Below are 19351 nucleotides of genomic sequence, written 5' to 3'. Positions count from 1 at the left end.
TGTCGAACGGGGCCCCGCGCCGCGTGCCGTCGCCGGTCGCCCCTTGCCCACCAGGAGCAACGCCGCGGACTTCCGGCGGGTTACTCCGGCCCCGCCGCGGGCCGCGGATGCGCGGCGCCCTCCCCCATCGCACCCTGGGCAGCACGCACCCCGAGGGAAGGGGCTGGTCGTGGAGCACAGCGGCCCGTTCGACGAGCGGCACCACCGGAATCCGATGCGCCCGAACCCCGCCGCCCGCAGCGGCGGCCAGGCGCACACCCGCGCGGCCCTGTCGGGGATGCGGGCGCGGCGGCGGCTCAAGGACGTACCGGAGGTGAAGCGGCGGGAGCTGACGGACCGCAGCCTGGACCTCGGACTGACCGCGGCGCCCTCGGTCAACGACCGCGACATCTCGCTGTTCTCGCGGGGCCAGGACCCGATGTTCGCCGGCATGAACACGTTCCTGAAGTCCCCGTACGTGGAGAACGTCCGGGACATCGGGCGCTACGACGTCGCGGTCGTGGGCGCGCCGTTCGACATGGGCACCACGTACAGGCCGGGCGCCCGCTTCGGGCCGCAGGCGGTGCGGCGGATCTCGGCGCTGTACGACCAGTACAGCCCTGACCTCGGCATGGACCTGCTGGAAGAGATCACGATCGGCGACGCGGGCGACATCTTCGTGATCCCCGCCAACATCGAGAAGACCTTCGACCAGGTCGACCGGGGGATCTCGCACCTCCTCGACGCCGGCGCCTTCCCCGTGATCATCGGCGGCGACCACTGCATCGGCTACCCCGACGCCAAGGCGCTCGCCGCGCACATCGACGGCCGGCTCGGGATCATCCACTTCGACCGGCACATCGACACCGCCGTCACGACCATGGACGAGCGGATGCACACCACGCACTGGTCGCACGCCACGGACCTGCCCAACGTGCCCCCGGCGAACCTCGTGCAGATCGGCATCGGCGGCTGGATCGGCAACCACTCGGGCGTGCGGGTGGCCGAGGAGCGGGACACCACCGTGATCTCGATGTTCGACGTCGAGGAGCTGGGCGTCGCGCACGCCATGGAGATCGCGCTGGAGATCGCCTGGAAGGACGCCGACGCCGTCTACCTCTCCTTCGACATCGACGTGGTCGACCCCGGTTACGCGCCGGGCACCGGTACGCCGGAGCCGGGCGGCATGTCGCCGCGCGAGGCGCTGAAGGCCGTGCGCATGGCGGCGCAGGAGGGCCTGATCGGCATGGACCTGGTGGAGATCTCGCCCCCGTACGACAGCGCCGACACCACCTCGCAGCTCGGCGCCCGCGTGATCATGGACACCCTGGCCACGCTGGTCGAGAACGGGCACCTCGGTACGCGGCTGAGCGCGGAGGACCGCGCACGTGCCGAGGCGGAACGGGACCGCGCCGCCGGTCTCTGACCCGCCCCCCTCCGACCGCTCCGACCGCTCCCCGGCGTGGCGCCGCCCGTTCCAGGAATCGAACATTTATTCTGTCCGGGTGAGCGAACCCTCCTTCTCCTTCCCGGACGACCTCGTCGCCGCGCAGCGCGCGCTGCACCGGGCCCGCCATGAGCTCTCGGTCCACTACCGCTCGCTGCCCGCGCTCCCCCGCGAAGCCAGGCGCGAGCAGACCGCGCTGACCCGGGAGCTGGAGGCGCGGGTGGCGGAGCTCGCCGCCACCCTGTTCTCGCACGCGTACTGGTCGAGCCTCAGCGGCCCCGACCTCGTCCAGGCGCGCTCGGCGATCCAGCACATCGAGGAGACCGGCGCGGTGGACGCGGGGCCCGCCCCGGAGCCGGCGCCGAAACCGGACCCGGAGAGCCCATCGGAGGAGACGGCGTGACCCGATACCGCGTCACCCTCCGCTTCCACCCCGGCGGCCCGCCGGTCGTGGGCGAGTGGGACGTTCCCGGACCGGCGGAGCGCACGTACTCCCAGTGGGTCGGACTGCACGGCAGCAACCCGGAGGCGACCGTCGAGCTGGCCGAGGAGGGCGAAGGGGAGGCCCGCAAGGTGCTCAAGCGCTGGCCGCACAACGGCGGTTGACCACCCCGCGGACCCCGGACGCCCCGGGACTACGACGCCGCGCTCGGCACCCGCAGCCGTCCGTCGTACACCTCGGCGACCCGGTCCACCGCGTGCAGATGCGCGCGGTCGTGGGTGACCAGGACCGTCGCGGTCGCGCGCTGGTGGGTGAGCCGGGTGATCAGGTCGAGGACGGCGGCGCCGCGCTCGTGGTCCAGGGCGCTGGTGGGCTCGTCGATCAGGAGCACGCCGGGGTCGTTCATGAGCGCGCGGGCGATGTTCACGCGCTGGCGCTGCCCGCCGGAGAGCTGGTGGGGGCGGCGCCCGGCGTGATCGGCGAGGCCGACGGAATCGAGCAGTTCGAGGGCGCGGGGACGGGCCTTCGCCGGGGAGCGCCCGTCCAGGTGGGCCATGACCTGGAGCTGTTCGGCCGCGGTGAGCGCGGGGACGAGGTTCGGCTGCTGGAAGACGATGCCGGTCGTACGGCGGCGCAGCGCGGTCAGCTCGGCGCGGCTCATGCCGGTGGTGTCGGTTCCGTTCAGGGTGACCGTGCCGGAGTCTGGGGTGATCAGGGTCGCGGCGACGGCGAGCAGGCTGGACTTGCCGGAGCCCGAGGGCCCGATGACGGCGGTGAGGCTGCCGGCCGGCACGTCCAGGCTGACGCGGTCGAGTGCGGTCAGACGGCTGTCGCCGTCGGGGTAGGTCAGGGTGATGTCGCGCAGGCGCAGGCTCAACGGGTGCTCCCCAGGGCGGTCAGCGGGTCGACGGAGGTGATGCGGCGGATGGACAGGGCAGCGCCCGCGGCGCCGAGCACGATCATCACGGCGGCCGGTACGAGCACGGTCGCGGGCGTCAGCAGGAACGGCACGGCTCCCCCGGACAGCGCGGCGCCGATGCCCGCGGCGAGCGCGGTGCCCAGCAGGGTTCCGCCGCCCAGCAGCAATACGGCCTGGCCCAGCGCGTCGCGGAGCAGGTGCGGCGTGGAGGCGCCCAGCGCCTTGAGCACGGCCACGTCGCCGCTGCGCTGGATGGTCCACACGGTGAAGAAGGCGCCGATGACCAGCGCGGATATGGCGAACAGGAAGCCGCGCATGGTCTGCAGCGAACCGTTCTCCGAGCTGTAGGAGCCGATCGCGGACAGCGAGTCCGCCTTGGACACGGTCTCGGTGCCCGCGGCGGCGTCCGCTGCCCGTACCCCGGCGCCGGAGACGCCGGGGTCCGTACGGAGGGCGATCACGGTCGCGGTGTCGGACGCCCCCTTGGAGTCGCCGGTGGGCGGCGCCGTCTTCTGCCACGTCGCGAGGCTCGTGAAGACGACCGGCGTGTGGCTGAAGTAGGCGTCCCCGCTGACGGCGGCCACCGTCAGCCGCTGCCCGGCGAGCGTGAAGTCGTCCCCGGTACGCAGGCCGAGGTCCTCGGCGGCCGGGGCGGAGAGCACCGCGGAGCGGTCGTCGAGCTCACCGCCGTGCGGGGCCAGCGACGAGCCGGGCCGCACGCCGAAGGCAGAGACGCCGGTGCTGGTCTCCCCCGCCGCGGCCTTCGTCGTGGAGATGCCCAGCGGCTCGGCGCCGCGCACGCCCGGCGTCCGCGCCCAGTCCCGCCACTGCTCGCGGGTGACGGTGGAGTCCGCGTACGAGAGGTCCTGGCCCTTGCCCGGCGCGGCGAACGCGATCCGGTCCGCGCGCAGGCCGCTGATCGCGGAGATGTTCTGCTGCCCGAGCCCGCCGGTCAGGCCGGACAGCAGTCCGACCAGCAGCGTGATCAGCACGATCACGGTCCCCATCAGCGCGAATCGCCCCTTGGCGAAGCGCACGTCCCTCCAGGCGACGAACATGTCCTGGCCTGTCCTTTCTCACGACCGGATGCGGAAGGACTCCACGGTCGCCGCCGGGACCGGCCTAGGACATCGCGCCGGGGATGGCACTTCGCGCGGCGAAAGGGAGCCGCGCGCTTGTAACTTTCGGCTGATGCCGCGCCGGGTGCCGCTTCGTAGGCTTGGGTGATCGTGAACAAGCTGACCCCCACCCCCGCGGCCCTGGTCTGGTGCCTGCACCTGCTGGTGCTCGGCCTGCTCGCGCTGCCCGCCGTGCGCGCGGCGGCCGACGGCGCCCCGCACGCCGGGTGGGTGCTCGCGGCGGCCGCCGCGACGGCCCTGGTGTACGCGGCCGGGCCGCTGCTCCCCGCCGTACGGGGTTCCCGCGCGGCCTCCGCCTGGTGGCTGTCGGCGCTCGGGCTGGTGTGGCTGGCGCTGCTGGCCGTCTCCCCCGACGGGGTGTGGGCGGCCTTCCCGCTCTACTTCCTCCAGCTCCACCTGCTGCCGCGGCGCAGCGGGCTGGTCGCCGTGGTGGCCACGGCGCTCGCCGCGATCACCGCGTTCGCCGCGCACCAGGGCGCGCTCACCCCCGCGGTCGCCATCGGTCCGGCGCTGGGCGCGGCCGTCGCGGTCGCCGTGGTGTGGGGCTACCAGGCGCTGTACCGCGAGAGCGAGCACCGCAGGCGCCTGATCGAGGAGTTGAAGGACACCCGCGCCGACCTGGCCGAGGCCCAGCACACGGCGGGCGTGCTGGCCGAGCGCGAGCGGCTGGCCCGCGAGATCCACGACACCCTCGCGCAGGGGCTCTCCAGCATCCAACTGCTGCTGCGCGCCGCCGAACGCGCCCTGCCCGAGCGCACCGACGCCGCGCTCACACACGTCGGCCAGGCCCGGCAAGCCGCCGTCGACAACCTCGCCGAGGCGCGCCGCTTCGTCGCCGCGCTCGCGCCGCCGGCCCTGGAGGACACGAGCCTCGCCGGCGCGCTGGAGCGGCTGTGCGCGACCACCTCGGCGCGCCATCCGCTGACGGCGCGCTTCCACGAGACCGGCACGCCGGTGCCGCTGCCCACCTCGTACGAGGTCGCCCTGCTGCGCATCGCGCAGTCGGCGCTGGCCAACACGGTGCAGCACGCCGGAGCGACCAGCGCCGAGGTCACGCTCAGCTATCTCGGGGACCACGTGGCCGTGGACATCACCGACGACGGGCGGGGGGTCCCCGAGGAACAGCAGCCCACTGGGCCCGGCGCCGGCTCCGGCTCGGGCAGCCCTCGTACGGGCTTCGGGCTGGCCGCGATGCGGGCGAGGATGCAGGCGCTCGGGGGCACGTTCGCGGTGGAGTCGGCGCCGGGCGAGGGGACGGCTCTGGCCGCCCGGCTTCCCTTGGACGTACGCCCTGACCAGCGGGTTTCGGAGGCGGACCGTGACTGACGCGCCCCTGCGGCTGCTGCTCGCCGACGATCACCCCGTGGTGCGGGCCGGGCTGCGCGCCGTGCTGGAGACGGAGCCCGACCTGACCGTGGTCGCCGAGGCCGCCACCGCCGAGGAGGCCGTGGCGCGCGCCGCCGAGGGCGGGGTGGACGTGGTGCTCATGGACCTCCAGTTCGGCGCGGGCATGAACGGCGCGCAGGCCACCGCGGCCATCACCGCGCGGCCCGGAGCGCCGCGGGTGCTGGTGGTGACCACGTACGACAGCGACGCTGACACCGTTCCGGCCATCGAGGCCGGGGCGACCGGCTATCTGCTCAAGGACGCGCCGCCCGAGGATCTCGCCGCCGCCGTGCGCACCGCGGCCGCCGGGCGCACGACCCTGGCGCCCGCCGTCGCCGACCGCCTCATGCACCGCATGCGGGCCCCGCACACCGCGCTGACCCGCCGCGAGACGGAGGTGCTGATGCTGGTGGCCGACGGGTTGTCCAACCAGCGCATCGGGCAGCGCCTGCATCTGACCGAGGGCACCGTGAAATCACACCTGGCCCGCATCTACGCCAAGCTGGACGTGGAATCGCGCACCGCTGCGGTGGCCACGGCCACGACGCTGGGGCTCATCCGCAGGGCGGGAGGCACGCGGGGGCCCTGACCAGCGTCTCCCCCTCACACGGGGTCTGACCAGCGCGTTCCGCTCAGCGGAGCTCGGCGGCGTCAGGGCAGCTCGGAGCCGTCGGAGTAGCCCGGAGCCGTCAGGGCAGCTCGGACCCGTTGGCCGCGCCCGCCAGGCGCGGACGGGCCCAGTCCTGCTCGGGGATCGGGCCAGGGGCGTCCGGCTCGCAGGGGGCGAGGGTCGCCCACACCAGCTTGCCGCCGTCGTGGGCGTCGCAGCCCCACTCCCTGGCGACGGCCTCCACCAGGAACAGGCCGCGCCCGGACTCCGCGTCGACCCCGGGAACGTCGAAGGGCCCGGGGTGGAGCTGCCGGGATGAGGTGTCCTCGAGCGTGAGGGTCACCTCGCCGTCCGGCGTCACGGCGATCCCGCACATCGCGGTGTCGGCCCAGCGCAGAGCGTTGGTGGCCAGCTCGCTGGCGATGAGTGCGGCGTCATCGCGCAGCCCCTCCGGCACCATCTGCCGGACGCGGGCGCGTACCAGGGCTATGTCAGCGGGCGTACTCACGGGGATGTCACTGCGCATGGGCCTCGTCCTCTACGAGTGCAATGCATCCATTTCTTCACGCACCTGGCACACTATGCAACCCAACACAGTGCGATACCGCACACAGGTGCGCTGTGCTGGGGGATGCTGAGTACGGCAATACCGGGAGGGCAGGGCATGAGCCGACCCCGCAGCGGGCCCACAGCCGCGCTCCGGCTGGTCGCGCAGGCCCTGCGCGAGAGCCGCGAGGCGGCCGGGATGTCGATCGCGGCCGCAGCGGAGGCGCTGCACGTGCACACCATGACGATCTCCCGGATGGAGCGGGCGCAGACCGTCCCCAAGCGGGCGACCGTCGCGCTGCTGATGAGCCTCTACGACGTCGGCGAGTGGGAGCGCGACGCGCTGCAGGAGCAGCTCGACCGCGCGCTGGAACCGGGCTGGTGGCACCCCTACCGGCACCTGATCCCCTCCGACATGAACGGCCTGATGGACCTGGAGACCGAGGCCGAGCTGATCCGCGTCTACGCCCCCGCCGTCATCCCCGAGCCGCTGCGCGCCCCGGGCTACGCGCGCTGCCTGCTGGCCATGCGCCACCCGCACGCCGGCGCCGAGGAGATCGAGCAGCGCATAGAGCTGCTCCAGGAGCGGCAGCGGCATCGCTCGGGGCACCTGTGGGTACTGCTGGAGGAGGCGGCGCTGCACCGCCCCGTGGGCGGCAAGGAGATCATGGCCGAGCAGCGCGCCCTGCTGGAGCGGTACGCGGCGGGGCCGCAGCACGACGGGGTCACGCTCCAGTGGATCTCCGCGAAGGCCAGCCCGCACCCGCTGATGCTGTGCGGCCCCGTGGAGATCTACCGGCATCCGCACCCGCGCATCCCCGACCATCTGGTACTGCGGGGGCTGACCGAGCAGACCGTGACCGACAGCGCGGATACCGTGCTGACGCACACGGCCGCCATGGACACCGCCGCGGCCCATGCCGAAACACCCACCACGCCACTTCCCGGGAGCCCTGAATGAGCCTCCAGCCCCAGACACCCTCCAGCGCCGGATTCTGGAACGTCCTCCTCGGCGGCAAGTCCAACTACCCGGTCGACCGGGCGCTCGCGGAGGAGATGGAGCACTCGTATCCGGGTCTGTACGGACTGGCGCGCGCCTCGCGGCAGTTCCAGCAGGCGTCGATCGAGTTCCTGCTGGAGCGCGGCGTGGAGCAGTTCATCGACCTGGGCGCCGGACTGCCGCTCGCGAGCGGCAACACCCATGAGATCGCGCAGGAGATACAGCCCACCGCGCGGGTGGTGTACGTGGACAACGACCCGATCGTGCTGGCCCACGAGCGCGCCCTGCTGACCAGCCGCCCCGAGGGCCGCACCGCCTACCTGGACCTGGACTTCTACCAGCGCGAACAGGTGCTGGAGCAGGCGGGCCAGACCCTCGACCTGTCCAAGCCGGTGGGCGTGCTGTGGATGTCCACGCTCGGCCATGTGCCCGCGCAGAAGGCCCCGGCGCTGGTGCGCGACTACCTCGGCGCGCTGTCCTCGGGCAGCTATCTCGCGCTGTGCGACACGCTCTCCACCGACGGGACGATCGACACCGCGAACGAGGACTACGCGGCCAGCGGCACCCAGCCGTACACGGCCCGCAGGCGCGAGGACTTCGACGCGATCGTCGAGGGCCAGGAGGTCGTCTGGCCGCTGCACGCGCTGCCCGACCACGACGGTCAGCTCACCGAGCAGCACGGCCTGATCATCCGCACCTGACCGTCCTCCGCCCCGTCAGTGGGCGCCTCGCCCGGCAACGCCCCCGCCCCGCAACGCGACCGTCGTACGCCCGCAACACAGCGCGGGAATCGCGGCCGGTGCGGGGCGGTTGGCGTCTCACATGACGCTAGGAGTGGCACTCAACGCGAACGATCCCGTCAACCAGGTCGACGCCTCCGTGCGGCAGGCCGAGGAGGCGGCGGCAGCGGGGATCGGCTCGGTGTGGTTCGGGCAGACCTTCGGCGCCGACTCGCCCCAACTCGCGGCGCTGGTCGGCCGCGAGGTACCGGGCATCCAGGTCGGCACCTCGGCGATCCCGGTGTTCGGGCGGCATCCGCTGACCGTCTCGAGCCAGGCGCTGACCGCGCAGGCGGCCACGCACGGCCGCTACCACCTCGGCCTGGCGGTCGGCACCCGGCTGCTGGCCGAGACCGGGTACGGCATCCCCTTCGAGCGGCCCATCGGGAGGCTGCGCGAATTCCTCATCGCCCTGCGGCAGTTGACCACCACGGGGGAGGCCGACTTCCACGGCGAGCTGCTGACCGCGACCACGCCGGTCTCCGCGCGGGTGCCGGGCGCGGAGGACGGCGTTCCGCTGCTGGTCGCGGCGATGGGGCCGCAGGCGCTGCGGGCCAGCGGCGAACTGGCCGACGGCATCCTGCCCAACCTCGCAGGCCCGAAGGCGCTGGAGCAGCACATCGTCCCGGCCCTGACGGCGGCGGCCGAGGCGGCGGGCCGTCCCGCGCCGCGGGTCGTCGCGCTCGTACCCGGCGTGGTCACCGACAAGGTCGAGGAGGCCAGGGAGAGCTTCGCCCGGGACCTCGCCTTCTACGACCAGATCCCCTCGTACGCCCGCTCCGTCGAGCAGTCAGGCGGCACCCGCTCGGCCGACCTGGCGGTGGTCGGCGACGAAAAGCAGATCACCGAAGAGGTGCGCCGCTACCGCGACGCCGGAGCGACCGAGATCGTCTTCACCTACACCCACGCGGCCGGCGAAGCGGACAGGCTCCGCACGTGGGAGCTGCTGGGCGAGCTCGCGGGCTGACCGCTCGCCGACGGCGCGGGGCCGGGGCGCGGACGGCGTGAGGCCGGAAGGAGATGACGCAGGCGAAGGCGACCGCCCACACGGCCTTCGGCTGCCGGAACGGGCTCGCGCCCCGAGGGGCGGGGGAATCCACAACCCGCTTATGCATGCGCCCATGACGCGTTTACGTGTAGCACGAAACAAATGGTGTGCCCCGCGCGTGGCCCGCGCTCAGTCCCCGGCCAGGGTCTCGCCCAGGGCGGTGCGTTCGTAGCGTACGGACCGGCCTGTACGCGTCCCCGTGACCAGACCAGATGCGCGCAGCACCGCCAAGTGGCCGCCCACCGCGCCCAGGCTGAGCCCCAGTTGGCGGACGAGCTGCGTGGTCGTCGCCGGTACCGCGAGCGCCCGCAGCACCTGGGCGCGAGCCGGGCCGACCAGCCGCGCCAGCGCCGCCGCACCGCCCTGCGCGGGCGGCGGTCCGAGCAGGGCGGCGACGCCGCGCGCCGGATACACCAGGGCGTACGGCCAGGGCGGATCGACGTAGCTGATGAGCGTGCCGAAGACGGTCGGCATCAACAGGAGCCCCCTGCCGCCCAGTTGGTGCCGCTCCCACACGGTCCGGGAACCGGTGCGCACCTCGATCACGCCCTCGGCCCCCTCGGAGCGCCAGGCCACCCGCGGGTCGAGGTCGGAGAGCGCCGCGGCCCAGCCGTACATGGCGAGGTGCCCGGCACGGTGCACCAGATCGCGCTCCAGCACTGTACGCAGCCGCGGCCAGTCGGGCCCGACCAGCGCGTACCAGGTCGCCTCGACCGCGTCCGCGAGGCGGGTGCGCACGTCGGGAGCGTCCAGGATGCGCTGGACGCGGCGCGGCGGCGTACGCATCCCGGCCAGGTTGCGGGCGATCTCCGCGCGGACCTGGTGCGGCGGGGTGGCGCGCACCGCGGCGAGCTCGCCGGCGAAGTCGGCGTCGGGGCCCGAGGGCGGCGGGTGGACGAAGTCGGCGTTGTAGCCGCCGTGGCGGAACAGCGCCGTCAGCGCCTCGACCGCGGGCGTCTCGCGCAGCAGCCGTTCGTAGCGCGGCGCGATGCGGTCCGCCCAGGGGCGCAGCGCTCCCGCGGGCTGTTTGCCCGACGCGACGCGCAGCGCGTTCATCGCCTCGCCCAGCGGCGAGATCGCGTAGCGCGTGTGCGCCACGTCGACGGGACCCACCTCGATGGCAAGCATCTTTCGCCTCCGCGCGAAAGGTTAACGCCGCCGCGCGCGCCGCCCCGAAGCTGTCCGGCATGACGACCCCTCAGACGGAAGACCGGTCCGGACCTCCGGCGGCACCGGCGCGCGCCACCTACCGCGAGGTGTTCGCTGTACGCCAGTTCCGGGTGCTGTTCACCGGCTACGCGCTCTTCCTCGCCGGCGAGACGGTGAAGATGCTCGCGCTCTCGGTGACCGTCTACGCCGGCACCGGCTCGCCCCTGGTGGCCGCGCTCTCGTACGTCGCCGGCTTCCTCCCGTACGCGCTCGGCGGCACGCTGCTGCTCGCGTACGCCGACCGGTGGCCGCCGCGCGCCGTCATGGTGGGCTACGACCTGGTGCGCGCGGCGGTCGCCGCGGTGCTCGCCGCGGGGCTGCTCTCCCCCACCGCGACGCTGTTGCTGGTGTTCGTGACGGGCATCCCCAGCGCCGTCGCCTCGGGAGCGCGCAGCGCGCTGCTGCCCGAACTGCTCGACGGCGACCGCTACGTGCTCGGCCGCGCCGTGTTCTCCATGACCTCCGGCGGCACCCAGGTGCTCGGCTTCGCGATGGGCGGGACGCTGATCGCCGCGCTCGGCCCGCACGGCACGCTCTGGATCACCGCAGCGAGCTGCCTCCTGTCCGCCGCGCTGCTGCGGCTGCGGCTGGTCGGGCGCCCGGGGCGCGGGGCGGGCGGACGGCTCAGTCGCCGGGCGGCCGAGGAGCACGGGCGCGCGGCCGTCGGGAGTCACGGCGTGCGGGAGACCTGGCGTGTCAATCGGGAGCTGCTGCGCCGGCCGGCGATCCGTTCGCTGCTGCTGGCGCAGTGGCTGCCGCCCGCGCTCATCGTCGGTGCCGAGGGCGTGCTCGTCCCGTACGCCGCACGGGCCGGCATGCCGGACGCGGCCGGGCTGCTGTTCACCGCCGTGGCGCTCGGCATGCTGACCGGCGACCTCGCGGTCGGACGGCTGGCGCCCCCTGAACGGAGGGAGCGGCTGGCCGCGCCGCTGGCGCTGCTGCTCGGCGCGCCGCTGCTCGGCTTCGCGTTCGCGCCGGGGCCCGTCGTCGCGGCACTGCTGCTCGCCGCGTCAGGGTTCGGGGTCGCGTACCAGCTCGGGCTGGCCCGCCGCTTCCTGCACGCGGTGCCGGAGGCGCACCGGGGTCAGGCGTTCGGGCTGCAGTTGACCGGGACCATGACCTTGCAGGGGCTGTTCGCGGCCGGCGCCGGCGCACTGGGCGAGGCCGTGGCGCCGGGCCTGGTCGTCGGCGCGGCAGGCGCGGCGTCCCTGCTCGCCGTCGTCTGCCTCTGGCGGGTGCTCACGGCGCCACGCGGGACGTAATCGCACACGCGTTCGCTTCTGGGGTTAGAGTGGCCGCATGGCCGCACCACTCCAGGGCTCACCGCTCCAGGGCTCGCTGTTCGACCAGGACGAGGACATCCGCCTCGCGCCGCTCAGCGGCGTGCGGCGGACCGTGCTCGGCGCCGGCGCGTGGGTGGACCTGCTCCCCGGCTGGCTGCGCGGCGCCGACGCCCTCGCCGAGGAGCTGTACGCGTCCGTACCGTGGCGCGCCGAGCGGCGGCAGATGTACGAGCGCGAAGTGGACGTGCCCCGGCTGCTCGCCTTCTACCGGGAACGGGACGCGCTGCCGCACCCCGTGCTGGAGGAGGCCAGGAGCGCACTCGGCGCCCACTACGCCGACGAGCTCGGCGAACCGTTCACCACCGCCGGGCTCTGCCTCTACCGCGACGGCCGGGACAGCGTCGCCTGGCACGGGGACCGGAACGGCCGCTCCTCGCGCGAGGACACCATGGTCGCCATCCTCTCCGTCGGCACCCCGCGCGATCTCGCGCTGCGCCCCCGCGGCGGCGGCCCGGCGGCGATGCGGCTGCCCCTGGGACACGGCGACCTGCTCGTCATGGGCGGCTCGTGCCAGCGGACGTGGGAGCACGCGGTCCCCAAGTCGGGCCGGGCCGTCGGCCCGCGCATCAGCATCCAGTTCCGGCCGCGCGGGGTGAGCTGAGACGGCCCGCCCGGCGCACACCGCCCAACTGGTGCCGGTTTTACGGGTGTTGACACCACTCCCCTCACCCACGAGCCCGTATGTGCATCTATACATCGCATGTATAGCCGTGGTGTAGAGTGGCCGACGTTGTCCGTGAACGCGACGAAGGAGGGGTGCGGTGCACGCGGAGTTCTCCGACCGGCAGCTCGAGGCCCTGCTGCACCGGGCAGAGGCCGAGTCGCTGCACGCCCTGGCCGCCGTATGCGCCGGCGGCGAACCGGCCCTGCGAAGACTGCCGGACCTGCCGGCTCCGCCGGGCCTGCCGGGTCGCACGGCACGCTCGCACCGCACGCCGTTCCCGTACGCCGCTCCGGCACCGGACCCCTACGGCCCCGTCCTGCTGCCGCCCGGCGCGGGCCGCGGCGAGGGCGAAGAGCACCCGTTCTCCGGCATGACGCTGCTCGACCTCACGGTGCAGGCGCGGCGGCGGCTCTCCCCCGCGCGGCCCGAGGAGCTGGGCGCCGCGTTCCTCGACCACGACCTGCTCGGCCTCCGCCTCCTGGGATTGGAACGGGCCCTCGCGGCGCGCCGCCCCGGCAAGCTGCTGCTCACCTTCGCCGCCGCGGCGCGCTCCTCCGCACGCGCCGCCCTCCGCGCACTGCCGGTGGGCCAAAGCCCCGCACTGCGCGCCGAGTTGGAGTGGGTCGCCTCGGCCATGGACGCGGCGCACACCACCGTGCTGCTGAGCCTCCAGCCCCAGTAGAGCGCGCAGTGCCCGCGCCGTATGCGTACACCGCATTGCGGCTCCGTGAAGCCCGCGCCGATCACGCCCCCACCGGCGCTTTCCTGTGGTGGGCTGGAGTCATGGCCCTTCTCGTCGCCCGGCGCCACGTGGACTACGGGCGCCTCGCCAGCGCCGCGTGTCGCCCCGCGCGCTGACCAGCACACCGCGGCACTGATCCGCGTACGGTCGCGCTGACCTGCGTGTCGGCCGCGCCCACGCGCGGTACCGCAGCGCCGGCACACCGCGCGACCATCGCAGCCGCGCGCCGCATCCCGTGCGCCGTACACGGCACCGCACCCCGCACGCCGCATGCGGCATCCCGTACGCCTCCCGTACGAAGCCGCCCGCGCCACACGCCGTACGCGCACCCCGTACGCCACAAGCCGCCAGCCCACCCCACGTACCCCTCGAGCGCCAGGGAGCACCCCGTCATGCCCGAATCCAGCAGCCCGCAGCCCGTCGACGCCGTCAGCGCGGGGCACACGCCCGAGGCCGGCGAGGCCCAGGAGCCCACCCCCGCCTGGTCGTTCGAGACGCGGCAGATCCACGCCGGGGCCGAGCCCGACCCGACGACCGGGGCGCGGGCGACGCCCATCTACCAGACGACCTCGTTCGTCTTCCGGGACACCCAGCACGCGGCCGACCTGTTCTCGCTGGCCGAGCCGGGCAACATCTACACCCGTATCCACAATCCGACGCAGGACGTGTTCGAGCAGCGCATCGCCGCGCTGGAGGGCGGAGTGGCGGCGGTCGCGCTCTCCTCGGGGCAGGCGGCCGAGACCCTCGCGCTGCTCACCCTCGCGGGGAGCGGCGACCACGTGGTGTCCAGCACGTCGCTGTACGGGGGCACGTACAACCTCTTCCGGCACACGCTGCCCAGGTTCGGCATCGAGGTCAGCTTCGTGGAGGACCCCGACGACCTGGACGCCTGGCGTGCCGCGATCCGCCCGGAGACCAAGGCCCTGTTCGGCGAGACCCTGGGCAACCCGCGCGGCGACGTGCTCGACGTGCGGGGCGTGGCCGACATCGCGCACGAGGCGGGCGTGCCGCTGATCGTGGACAACACGGTGCCGACTCCGTACCTGCTGCGGCCCATCGAGCACGGCGCGGACGTCGTGGTGCACTCGGCGACCAAGTTCCTCGGCGGGCACGGCAACGCGATCGCCGGGGTCGTCGTGGACGGCGGCACCTTCGACTTCGGCGCGGGCGAACGGGCCGCGCGCTTCCCCGACTTCCACGAGCCCGACCCGAGCTACCACGGGCTGCGCTACTGGCCGGACCTCGGGCCCTCGGCGTACGCGGTCAAGCTGCGGGTGCAGTTGCTCCGCGACCTGGGCCCGGCGCTCTCGCCGCACAGCGCGTTCCTGCTGCTCCAGGGCGTGGAGACGCTGAGCCTGCGCATCGCGCGGCACTCGGCCAACGCGCAGGCCCTCGCCGAATGGCTGGAGCAGCGCGACGAGGTGGCCGCGGTCCACTATCCGGGACTGCCGTCCAGCCCCTGGTATCAGGTGGCCGACCAGTACCTGCCCCAGGGCGCGGGCGCCGTGCTCTCCTTCGAGCTGCGCGAGGGCGCGGAGGCGGGCAAGCGGTTCGTGGACGCGGTGCGGCTCTTCAGCCACCTGGCCAACATCGGCGACGTCCGCAGCCTCATCATCCACCCCGCCTCCACCACCCACAGCCAACTCGACGAGGAGCAACTGGCCGCCACGGGCGCGAGCCCCGGGCTGGTCCGGCTGTCGGCCGGTCTCGAACACATCGAGGACCTCAAGGCCGACCTGGAGTCCGGTTTCCGCGCGGCGAAGGGAGCCGCGTCCTGACGGCCTCGCCGCCCGTCGCCACTCCCCTCCCGCCCGCCACCGGCGCCTGGCGGGAGGGGGACCCGGCGGGCCGCCGCCGCTGGTACGACCGCCGTACGCCGCTGCCGCTGGAGGCCGGCGGCGAACTGCCCGCGCTGCGCCTGGCGTACGAGACCTGGGGTCGGCTCGCCCCTGACGGCTCCAACGCGGTGCTGGTCGAACACGCGCTGACCGGCGACAGCCACGCGGCTGGTGCGACAGGCCCCGGCCACCCCTCGTCCGGCTGGTGGGACGGGCTGATCGGCCCTGGAAAGGCTCTGGACACGGACGAGTTGTTCGTCGTGGTGCCCAACGTGCTGGGCGGCTGCCAGGGGTCGACGGGACCCGCCTCGCCGCGCCCGGACGGGCGGCGCGCATGGGGCGGCGACTTCCCCTTTCTCACCCAGCGAGACCAGGTGTCCGCCGAAGCGGGACTGGCCGACGCGCTGGGCATCGAGCGCTGGGCGCTGGTGGTGGGCGGCTCCATGGGCGGAATGCGCGCGCTGGAGTGGGCGGTCACCTTCCCATCCCGTACAGGCGCGCTCCTGGTACTGGCAGCACCTGCCGCCACGGGAGCCGAGCAACTAGCCTTGGCATCGGTGCAGTTGCACGCCATCCGCTCCGACCCGTACTGGCGCGGCGGCCACTACCACGCGGCACCCGGCGGGCAGGGCCCGCACGCAGGGCTCGGCCTGGCCCGGCGCCTTGCCCACCTCAGCTACCGCAGCGGGCCCGAGCTCCAGGCCCGCTTCGGCCGCGCGCCGCAGGGTGCCGAGGACCCCTGGCGCGGCGGCCGTTACGCGGTGGAGTCCTACCTCGACCACCACGCGGAGAAGCTGGTGCGCCGTTTCGACGCGGCCAGCTATGCGCTGCTCACCGAGGCGATGAACGCGCACGACATCGGGCGCGGGAGGGGCGGAACGGCCGCCGCGCTGCGCCGCTTCACCGGCCCGGCGCTGGTCGCCGGCGTCGACTCGGACCGCCTCTACCCGCCGCACCAGCAGGCGGAGCTCGCCGCGGCCCTCCCCGGCGCCGACGCTCACCGGGTGATCGAATCGCCGTACGGGCACGACGGGTTTCTGATCGAGACCGATCACGTGGGCGCACTCGTACGGGAGTTGCTGTGGTGAGGGCAGCCAGGAGCGCGCCGTGCGCGTCCACCCCGGTCCCGTTCAGCGGACAGGCCGTCTCATATTTCGGGAACGCATTGTCTTGGGCAGCCCCGTGGTCCACTCTTTCCCCATGCCGCGTCATCAGCACTTCTCCGAACACGTCAGCTTCCGGCTGGCGTTGATCGGCGTGCACGCACACGCGGTGTCCGACATCCACTGTCGCTGAACCGCCCGGCTCCGTACGGGCGTTCCCGCCGCGCCCGCGTCTCCCGCGGGCCCGCGGCCTCTCCCACGCCACCCTCGTCGGTGCGCCGTTCCGCGGTTCAGCTCCCGTGTCCCACGCCCGAAGGCGCCCGCCCCGCGCGGGCTCCTCCGGCCGTCGCGGCCCGTGCGGCTGCCTGCCCAGGACGGCGCATCCCGTCCGAAAGGCACCTTTCATGCGCGTCCCCCTCCCGATACCCAGACCGTCTGCGTCCGGCCGCCGTACGATGCGGACCACGGCCACCCTCGGCGCCACCCTGGCCCTGCTCGCCGGGGTCGCCGGATGCGCCGGGCCGCAGGACGCGGCCGACGGCGCCTCGGGCAAGCCGGCCAAGGGCGGGAAGCTGACCGTGCTCAACACCGAGCCGCAGTCCGACTTCGACCCGGCGCGGCTCTACACCTCGGGCGGCGGCAACGTGCCCTCGCTGGTGTTCCGCACCCTCACCACCCGCAAGCGCGCGGACGGTGCGGCGGGCACCAAGGTGGTGCCCGACCTGGCCACGGACACCGGCTCGCCCAGCAAGGGCGCCACAGTGTGGACGTACCATCTCAAGAAGGGCCTGACCTACGAGGACGGCTCCCCCATCACCGCGGCCGACATCAAGTACGGGGTGGAGCGCTCCTTCTCGCCCGAACTCTCCGGCGGCCCGCCGTACTTGCGGGAGTGGCTGGTCGGCGGCGACACATACCAGGGCCCCTTCGGAAAGAAGGGCAAGGGAAGCGGCAGGAAGTCGCTCGACTCGATCGAGACGCCGGACGCGCACACCATCCGCTTCCAGCTCAAGAAGCCGGTCGGTGACTTCCCCTACCTCGCGACCCTGACGCAGTTCGCCCCCGTACCGGCAAAGAAGGACACCGGAACCGAGTACGAGAAGCACCCGGTTTCGTCAGGCCCGTACAAGGTGGTGTCCAACAGCAACGACGGCGAGCGGCTGCGACTGGACCGCAATCCGCACTGGTCGGCGAAGAACGACGATCAGCGCAAGGCGTACCCGGACACCGTCGACGTGCGCTCGGGCCTGGACGCGGCGGTCATCAACCAGCGCCTGTCGACCAGTTCGGGCGAGGACGCCAAGGCCGTGACCACCGACACCAACCTGGGCCCGGCCGAGCTCGCGCAGATCGGCTCGGACCCGGCGCTCAAGAAGCGCGTCGGCGTGGGCCACTTCGGCTACACCAACTACCTGGCGTTCAACCCGAAGGTGAAGCCCTTCGACAAGCCGGAGGTGCGGAAGGCGGTCTCGTACGCGATCGGGCGCCGCAGCGTGATCAACGCGGCGGGCGGCTCCTCGCTCGCCGAGCCCGCGACCACGTTCCTGCCGAACCAGAAGGCGCTGGGCTACAAGCCGTACGACCACTTCCCGGCCGGCGAGAACGGGAATCCGGGCAAGGCCGAGGAGCAGCTCAAGAAGGCGGGTTACGCGCACGGGCTGAGCATCACGCTCACGCACTCCACCGAGGAGGGCGAGACCGGGCCGAAGATCGCGACCGCGGTGCAGCAGTCGCTGGCCAAGGCCGGGATCAAGGTGAAGCTCAAGGGGCTGGAGAACAACGCCTTCGACGAGAAGCGGCAGGACGCGGACGACTCGCCCGGCTTCTTCCTGAGCCGCTGGGGCGCTGACTGGCCCGCCGGTTACCCGTTCCTCGCGCCGATCTACGACGGGCGGCAGATCGTCAGGGACGGCGCCAACTTCAACCACGCGCAGCTCGACGACCCGTCCGTGAACAGGCAGTTCGACGCGATCAGCAAGCGCACCGACCTGGCGGAGGCCGCGAAGCAGTGGGGCGCCCTCGACTCGAAGATCGGCGAACAGGCCCTGGCCGTGCCGCTGTTCCACCCCGTCTACCAGCGGCTCGTCGGCAAGGACGTCAAGAACGTGGTGATCAGCGACTGGACCGGCGTGCTGGACGTGGCGCAGGTGGCGGTGCGCTGATGGCGGAGGACGTCCTCACCCCCGGGGCGGCGGGCACCCGCGCCGCCCCGGCCCGGGCCCCGGGAGCCGGCGGCCTGCTGCGGCGGCTGCGCGGGCGGCCCGCGGCCGTGGCCTCGGCCGCCGTCCTGGCCGTGCTCGTGCTCGCTGCGCTGGCCGCGCCGCTGCTCAACGCGCTGACCGGTCAGGATCCGTACACGTACCACGACGGGCTCATCGACTCGGCGCGCGGCGGCGCGCCCACCGGCGCCTTCGGCGGTGCGAGCGCCGAGCACTGGCTCGGCGTCGAACCGGGCACCGGGCGCGACCTGCTGGCCAGGCTGCTGTCGGGGGCGCGCATCTCGCTGCTGGTGGCGGCCGGCGCGACCGCGCTGCAACTCGCGGTCGGACTGATCGTGGGCCTGGCCGCCGGGCTCGGCGCGCGCTGGGCCGACCAGGTGCTGGGCCGGATCACCGACGTGATGGTGGCACTGCCGATGCTGGTACTGGCCATCGCGCTGACCACCGTCGTCCCCGACTCCTTTCCCAGACCATTGCTGCTGGTGCTGGTCATGGGCCTGCTCAACTGGGGCGGCACGGCCCGCATCGTGCGCGCCCAGTCGCTCTCGCTGCGCGGTCTCGACTTCGTCGCGGCGGCCAGGCTGGGCGGTTCGCATCCGCTGCGGGTCGTACGGAGGGAGCTGCTGCCCTCGCTGGCCGCGCCGGTGATCACGTACGCGGCGATCCTGCTCCCGGCCAACATCGTGCTGGAAGCGTCCCTGTCCTACCTGGGCATCGGGGTGCAGCCGCCCACCCCGTCGTGGGGGCAGATGCTGTCGACGGCGACGACGTGGTTCCGCGCCGACCCGATGTACGTGCTGCTGCCGGCCGGGCTGCTGTTCGCCACCGTGCTCGCGTTCACGGTGCTGGGCGACGCGGTGCGCACCGCGCTGGACCCGCGCGAGGCCGCCCGGCTGCGGGTGGGCACGCGCAAGGAGAAGAAGAACCGTGACTGACCA

At 73.5% G+C, this 19351-nt stretch carries 20 protein-coding genes; 16 read left to right on the top strand and 4 right to left on the bottom strand.

The window, feature by feature from the left end:
* Nucleotides 1–169 precede the first annotated feature (169 nt).
* The 3 genes from speB (at nt 170) to ABEE00_RS28845 (ending at nt 2032) form a co-directional block, all read left to right on the top strand.
* A complete protein-coding gene (gene speB / locus ABEE00_RS28855; protein ID WP_345748656.1) occupies nt 170–1405 on the top strand; it encodes an agmatinase in 1236 nt (411 codons plus the stop codon).
* A 79-nt stretch (nt 1406–1484) separates the two neighbouring features.
* Nucleotides 1485–1829, top strand: a complete 345-nt coding sequence (locus tag ABEE00_RS28850) for a hypothetical protein (protein WP_345748655.1) — start codon at nt 1485–1487, stop codon at nt 1827–1829.
* Nucleotides 1826–2032: a hypothetical protein gene (locus ABEE00_RS28845; protein WP_345748654.1), complete on the top strand. Its 207-nt coding sequence runs from the start codon at nt 1826–1828 to the stop codon at nt 2030–2032. Before ABEE00_RS28850 ends, ABEE00_RS28845 begins: the two co-directional genes overlap by 4 nt.
* Before the next feature lie 29 nt (nt 2033–2061).
* On the opposite strand, the gene ABEE00_RS28840 is transcribed toward ABEE00_RS28845, so the two are convergent.
* Together ABEE00_RS28840 and ABEE00_RS28835 are read right to left on the bottom strand one after the other, a co-directional pair.
* Nucleotides 2062–2745, bottom strand: coding sequence for an ABC transporter ATP-binding protein (locus ABEE00_RS28840; protein ID WP_345748653.1), 684 nt, complete (start codon nt 2743–2745; stop codon nt 2062–2064).
* A complete protein-coding gene (locus ABEE00_RS28835) occupies nt 2742–3845 on the bottom strand; it encodes an ABC transporter permease (RefSeq protein ID WP_345748652.1) in 1104 nt (367 codons plus the stop codon). Before ABEE00_RS28835 ends, ABEE00_RS28840 begins: the two co-directional genes overlap by 4 nt.
* Before the next feature lie 171 nt (nt 3846–4016).
* Here ABEE00_RS28835 and ABEE00_RS28830 point away from each other — a divergent pair, with 171 nt between their 5' ends.
* Nucleotides 4017–5252 (top strand): sensor histidine kinase, encoded by a 1236-nt coding sequence (locus tag ABEE00_RS28830; protein WP_345748651.1) that lies wholly within the window; start codon nt 4017–4019, stop codon nt 5250–5252.
* A complete protein-coding gene (locus ABEE00_RS28825; protein ID WP_345748650.1) occupies nt 5245–5901 on the top strand; it encodes a response regulator transcription factor in 657 nt (218 codons plus the stop codon). Before ABEE00_RS28830 ends, ABEE00_RS28825 begins: the two co-directional genes overlap by 8 nt.
* A 100-nt stretch (nt 5902–6001) precedes the next feature.
* On the opposite strand, the gene ABEE00_RS28820 is transcribed toward ABEE00_RS28825, so the two are convergent.
* Entirely contained in the window at nt 6002–6448 is a 447-nt protein-coding gene (locus ABEE00_RS28820) for an ATP-binding protein (RefSeq protein WP_345748649.1), read from the bottom strand.
* 138 nt (nt 6449–6586) lie between these two features.
* Between ABEE00_RS28820 and ABEE00_RS28815 the strand changes: the two genes are divergently transcribed.
* The 3 genes from ABEE00_RS28815 (at nt 6587) to ABEE00_RS28805 (ending at nt 9214) form a co-directional block, all read left to right on the top strand.
* The gene (locus tag ABEE00_RS28815; RefSeq protein WP_345748648.1) at nt 6587–7429 is read left to right on the top strand and encodes a DUF5753 domain-containing protein; all 843 of its coding nucleotides are present in this window, start codon (nt 6587–6589) and stop codon (nt 7427–7429) included.
* Nucleotides 7426–8169 carry an SAM-dependent methyltransferase gene (locus ABEE00_RS28810; protein ID WP_345748647.1) on the top strand — a complete coding sequence of 248 codons (744 nt, stop codon included), beginning with the start codon at nt 7426–7428 and terminating at the stop codon, nt 8167–8169. Before ABEE00_RS28815 ends, ABEE00_RS28810 begins: the two co-directional genes overlap by 4 nt.
* Before the next feature lie 121 nt (nt 8170–8290).
* Nucleotides 8291–9214 (top strand): TIGR03564 family F420-dependent LLM class oxidoreductase, encoded by a 924-nt coding sequence (locus tag ABEE00_RS28805; RefSeq protein ID WP_345748646.1) that lies wholly within the window; start codon nt 8291–8293, stop codon nt 9212–9214.
* Nucleotides 9215–9424: 210 nt separating this feature from the next.
* Here the strand turns inward: ABEE00_RS28805 and ABEE00_RS28800 are convergent, their stop codons facing one another.
* Nucleotides 9425–10423 carry an ArsR/SmtB family transcription factor gene (locus ABEE00_RS28800; RefSeq protein ID WP_345748645.1) on the bottom strand — a complete coding sequence of 333 codons (999 nt, stop codon included), beginning with the start codon at nt 10421–10423 and terminating at the stop codon, nt 9425–9427.
* Between the two features lie 59 nt (nt 10424–10482).
* Between ABEE00_RS28800 and ABEE00_RS28795 the strand changes: the two genes are divergently transcribed.
* The 8 genes from ABEE00_RS28795 to ABEE00_RS28760 all read left to right on the top strand — a co-directional run bounded on the left by ABEE00_RS28795 (nt 10483) and on the right by ABEE00_RS28760 (nt 19348).
* Entirely contained in the window at nt 10483–11766 is a 1284-nt protein-coding gene (locus tag ABEE00_RS28795) for an MFS transporter (protein ID WP_345748644.1), read from the top strand.
* A gap of 37 nt (nt 11767–11803) precedes the next feature.
* Complete coding sequence (locus tag ABEE00_RS28790; RefSeq protein ID WP_345748643.1) at nt 11804–12448, top strand: alpha-ketoglutarate-dependent dioxygenase AlkB; 645 nt, start codon at nt 11804–11806, stop codon at nt 12446–12448.
* A gap of 160 nt (nt 12449–12608) precedes the next feature.
* On the top strand, nt 12609–13193 hold the full coding sequence (locus ABEE00_RS28785; protein WP_345748642.1) for a hypothetical protein: 585 nt from the start codon (nt 12609–12611) through the stop codon (nt 13191–13193).
* A 452-nt stretch (nt 13194–13645) separates the two neighbouring features.
* A complete protein-coding gene (locus ABEE00_RS28780) occupies nt 13646–15031 on the top strand; it encodes a bifunctional o-acetylhomoserine/o-acetylserine sulfhydrylase (protein ID WP_345748641.1) in 1386 nt (461 codons plus the stop codon).
* Entirely contained in the window at nt 15028–16179 is a 1152-nt protein-coding gene (gene metX, locus ABEE00_RS28775) for a homoserine O-acetyltransferase MetX (RefSeq protein WP_345748761.1), read from the top strand. The genes ABEE00_RS28780 and metX overlap by 4 nt, the downstream gene beginning before the upstream one ends.
* Before the next feature lie 112 nt (nt 16180–16291).
* Nucleotides 16292–16387 carry an Ms4533A family Cys-rich leader peptide gene (locus tag ABEE00_RS28770; protein WP_345748640.1) on the top strand — a complete coding sequence of 32 codons (96 nt, stop codon included), beginning with the start codon at nt 16292–16294 and terminating at the stop codon, nt 16385–16387.
* A 262-nt stretch (nt 16388–16649) separates the two neighbouring features.
* Nucleotides 16650–18356, top strand: a complete 1707-nt coding sequence (locus tag ABEE00_RS28765; protein WP_345748639.1) for an ABC transporter substrate-binding protein — start codon at nt 16650–16652, stop codon at nt 18354–18356.
* Nucleotides 18356–19348 (top strand): ABC transporter permease, encoded by a 993-nt coding sequence (locus tag ABEE00_RS28760; RefSeq protein ID WP_345748638.1) that lies wholly within the window; start codon nt 18356–18358, stop codon nt 19346–19348. Before ABEE00_RS28765 ends, ABEE00_RS28760 begins: the two co-directional genes overlap by 1 nt.
* Nucleotides 19349–19351: the final 3 nt, after the last annotated feature.

It is taken from the genome of Streptomyces odontomachicola (genome assembly GCF_039605595.1).
In the GTDB taxonomy this organism is placed as follows: Bacteria; Actinomycetota; Actinomycetes; order Streptomycetales; family Streptomycetaceae; genus Streptomyces.
Note: the sequence above shows the minus strand (reverse complement) of the source record. Positions and strands in the feature narration are given on the sequence as shown.

What these genes read in the sequence shown, in the direction of transcription:
- ABEE00_RS28820 (WP_345748649.1), bottom strand. Translation starts at nt 6,448, where the DNA reads ATGCGCAGTGACATCCCCGTGAGTACGCCCGCTGACATAGCCCTGGTA.
- ABEE00_RS28790 (WP_345748643.1), top strand. Translation starts at nt 11,804, where the DNA reads ATGGCCGCACCACTCCAGGGCTCACCGCTCCAGGGCTCGCTGTTCGAC.
- ABEE00_RS28760 (WP_345748638.1), top strand. Translation starts at nt 18,356, where the DNA reads ATGGCGGAGGACGTCCTCACCCCCGGGGCGGCGGGCACCCGCGCCGCC.
- ABEE00_RS28810 (WP_345748647.1), top strand. Translation starts at nt 7,426, where the DNA reads ATGAGCCTCCAGCCCCAGACACCCTCCAGCGCCGGATTCTGGAACGTC.
- ABEE00_RS28770 (WP_345748640.1), top strand. Translation starts at nt 16,292, where the DNA reads ATGCCGCGTCATCAGCACTTCTCCGAACACGTCAGCTTCCGGCTGGCG.
- ABEE00_RS28780 (WP_345748641.1), top strand. Translation starts at nt 13,646, where the DNA reads ATGCCCGAATCCAGCAGCCCGCAGCCCGTCGACGCCGTCAGCGCGGGG.
- ABEE00_RS28800 (WP_345748645.1), bottom strand. Translation starts at nt 10,423, where the DNA reads ATGCTTGCCATCGAGGTGGGTCCCGTCGACGTGGCGCACACGCGCTAC.
- ABEE00_RS28795 (WP_345748644.1), top strand. Translation starts at nt 10,483, where the DNA reads ATGACGACCCCTCAGACGGAAGACCGGTCCGGACCTCCGGCGGCACCG.
- ABEE00_RS28835 (WP_345748652.1), bottom strand. Translation starts at nt 3,845, where the DNA reads ATGTTCGTCGCCTGGAGGGACGTGCGCTTCGCCAAGGGGCGATTCGCG.
- ABEE00_RS28815 (WP_345748648.1), top strand. Translation starts at nt 6,587, where the DNA reads ATGAGCCGACCCCGCAGCGGGCCCACAGCCGCGCTCCGGCTGGTCGCG.
- ABEE00_RS28805 (WP_345748646.1), top strand. Translation starts at nt 8,291, where the DNA reads ATGACGCTAGGAGTGGCACTCAACGCGAACGATCCCGTCAACCAGGTC.
- ABEE00_RS28765 (WP_345748639.1), top strand. Translation starts at nt 16,650, where the DNA reads ATGCGGACCACGGCCACCCTCGGCGCCACCCTGGCCCTGCTCGCCGGG.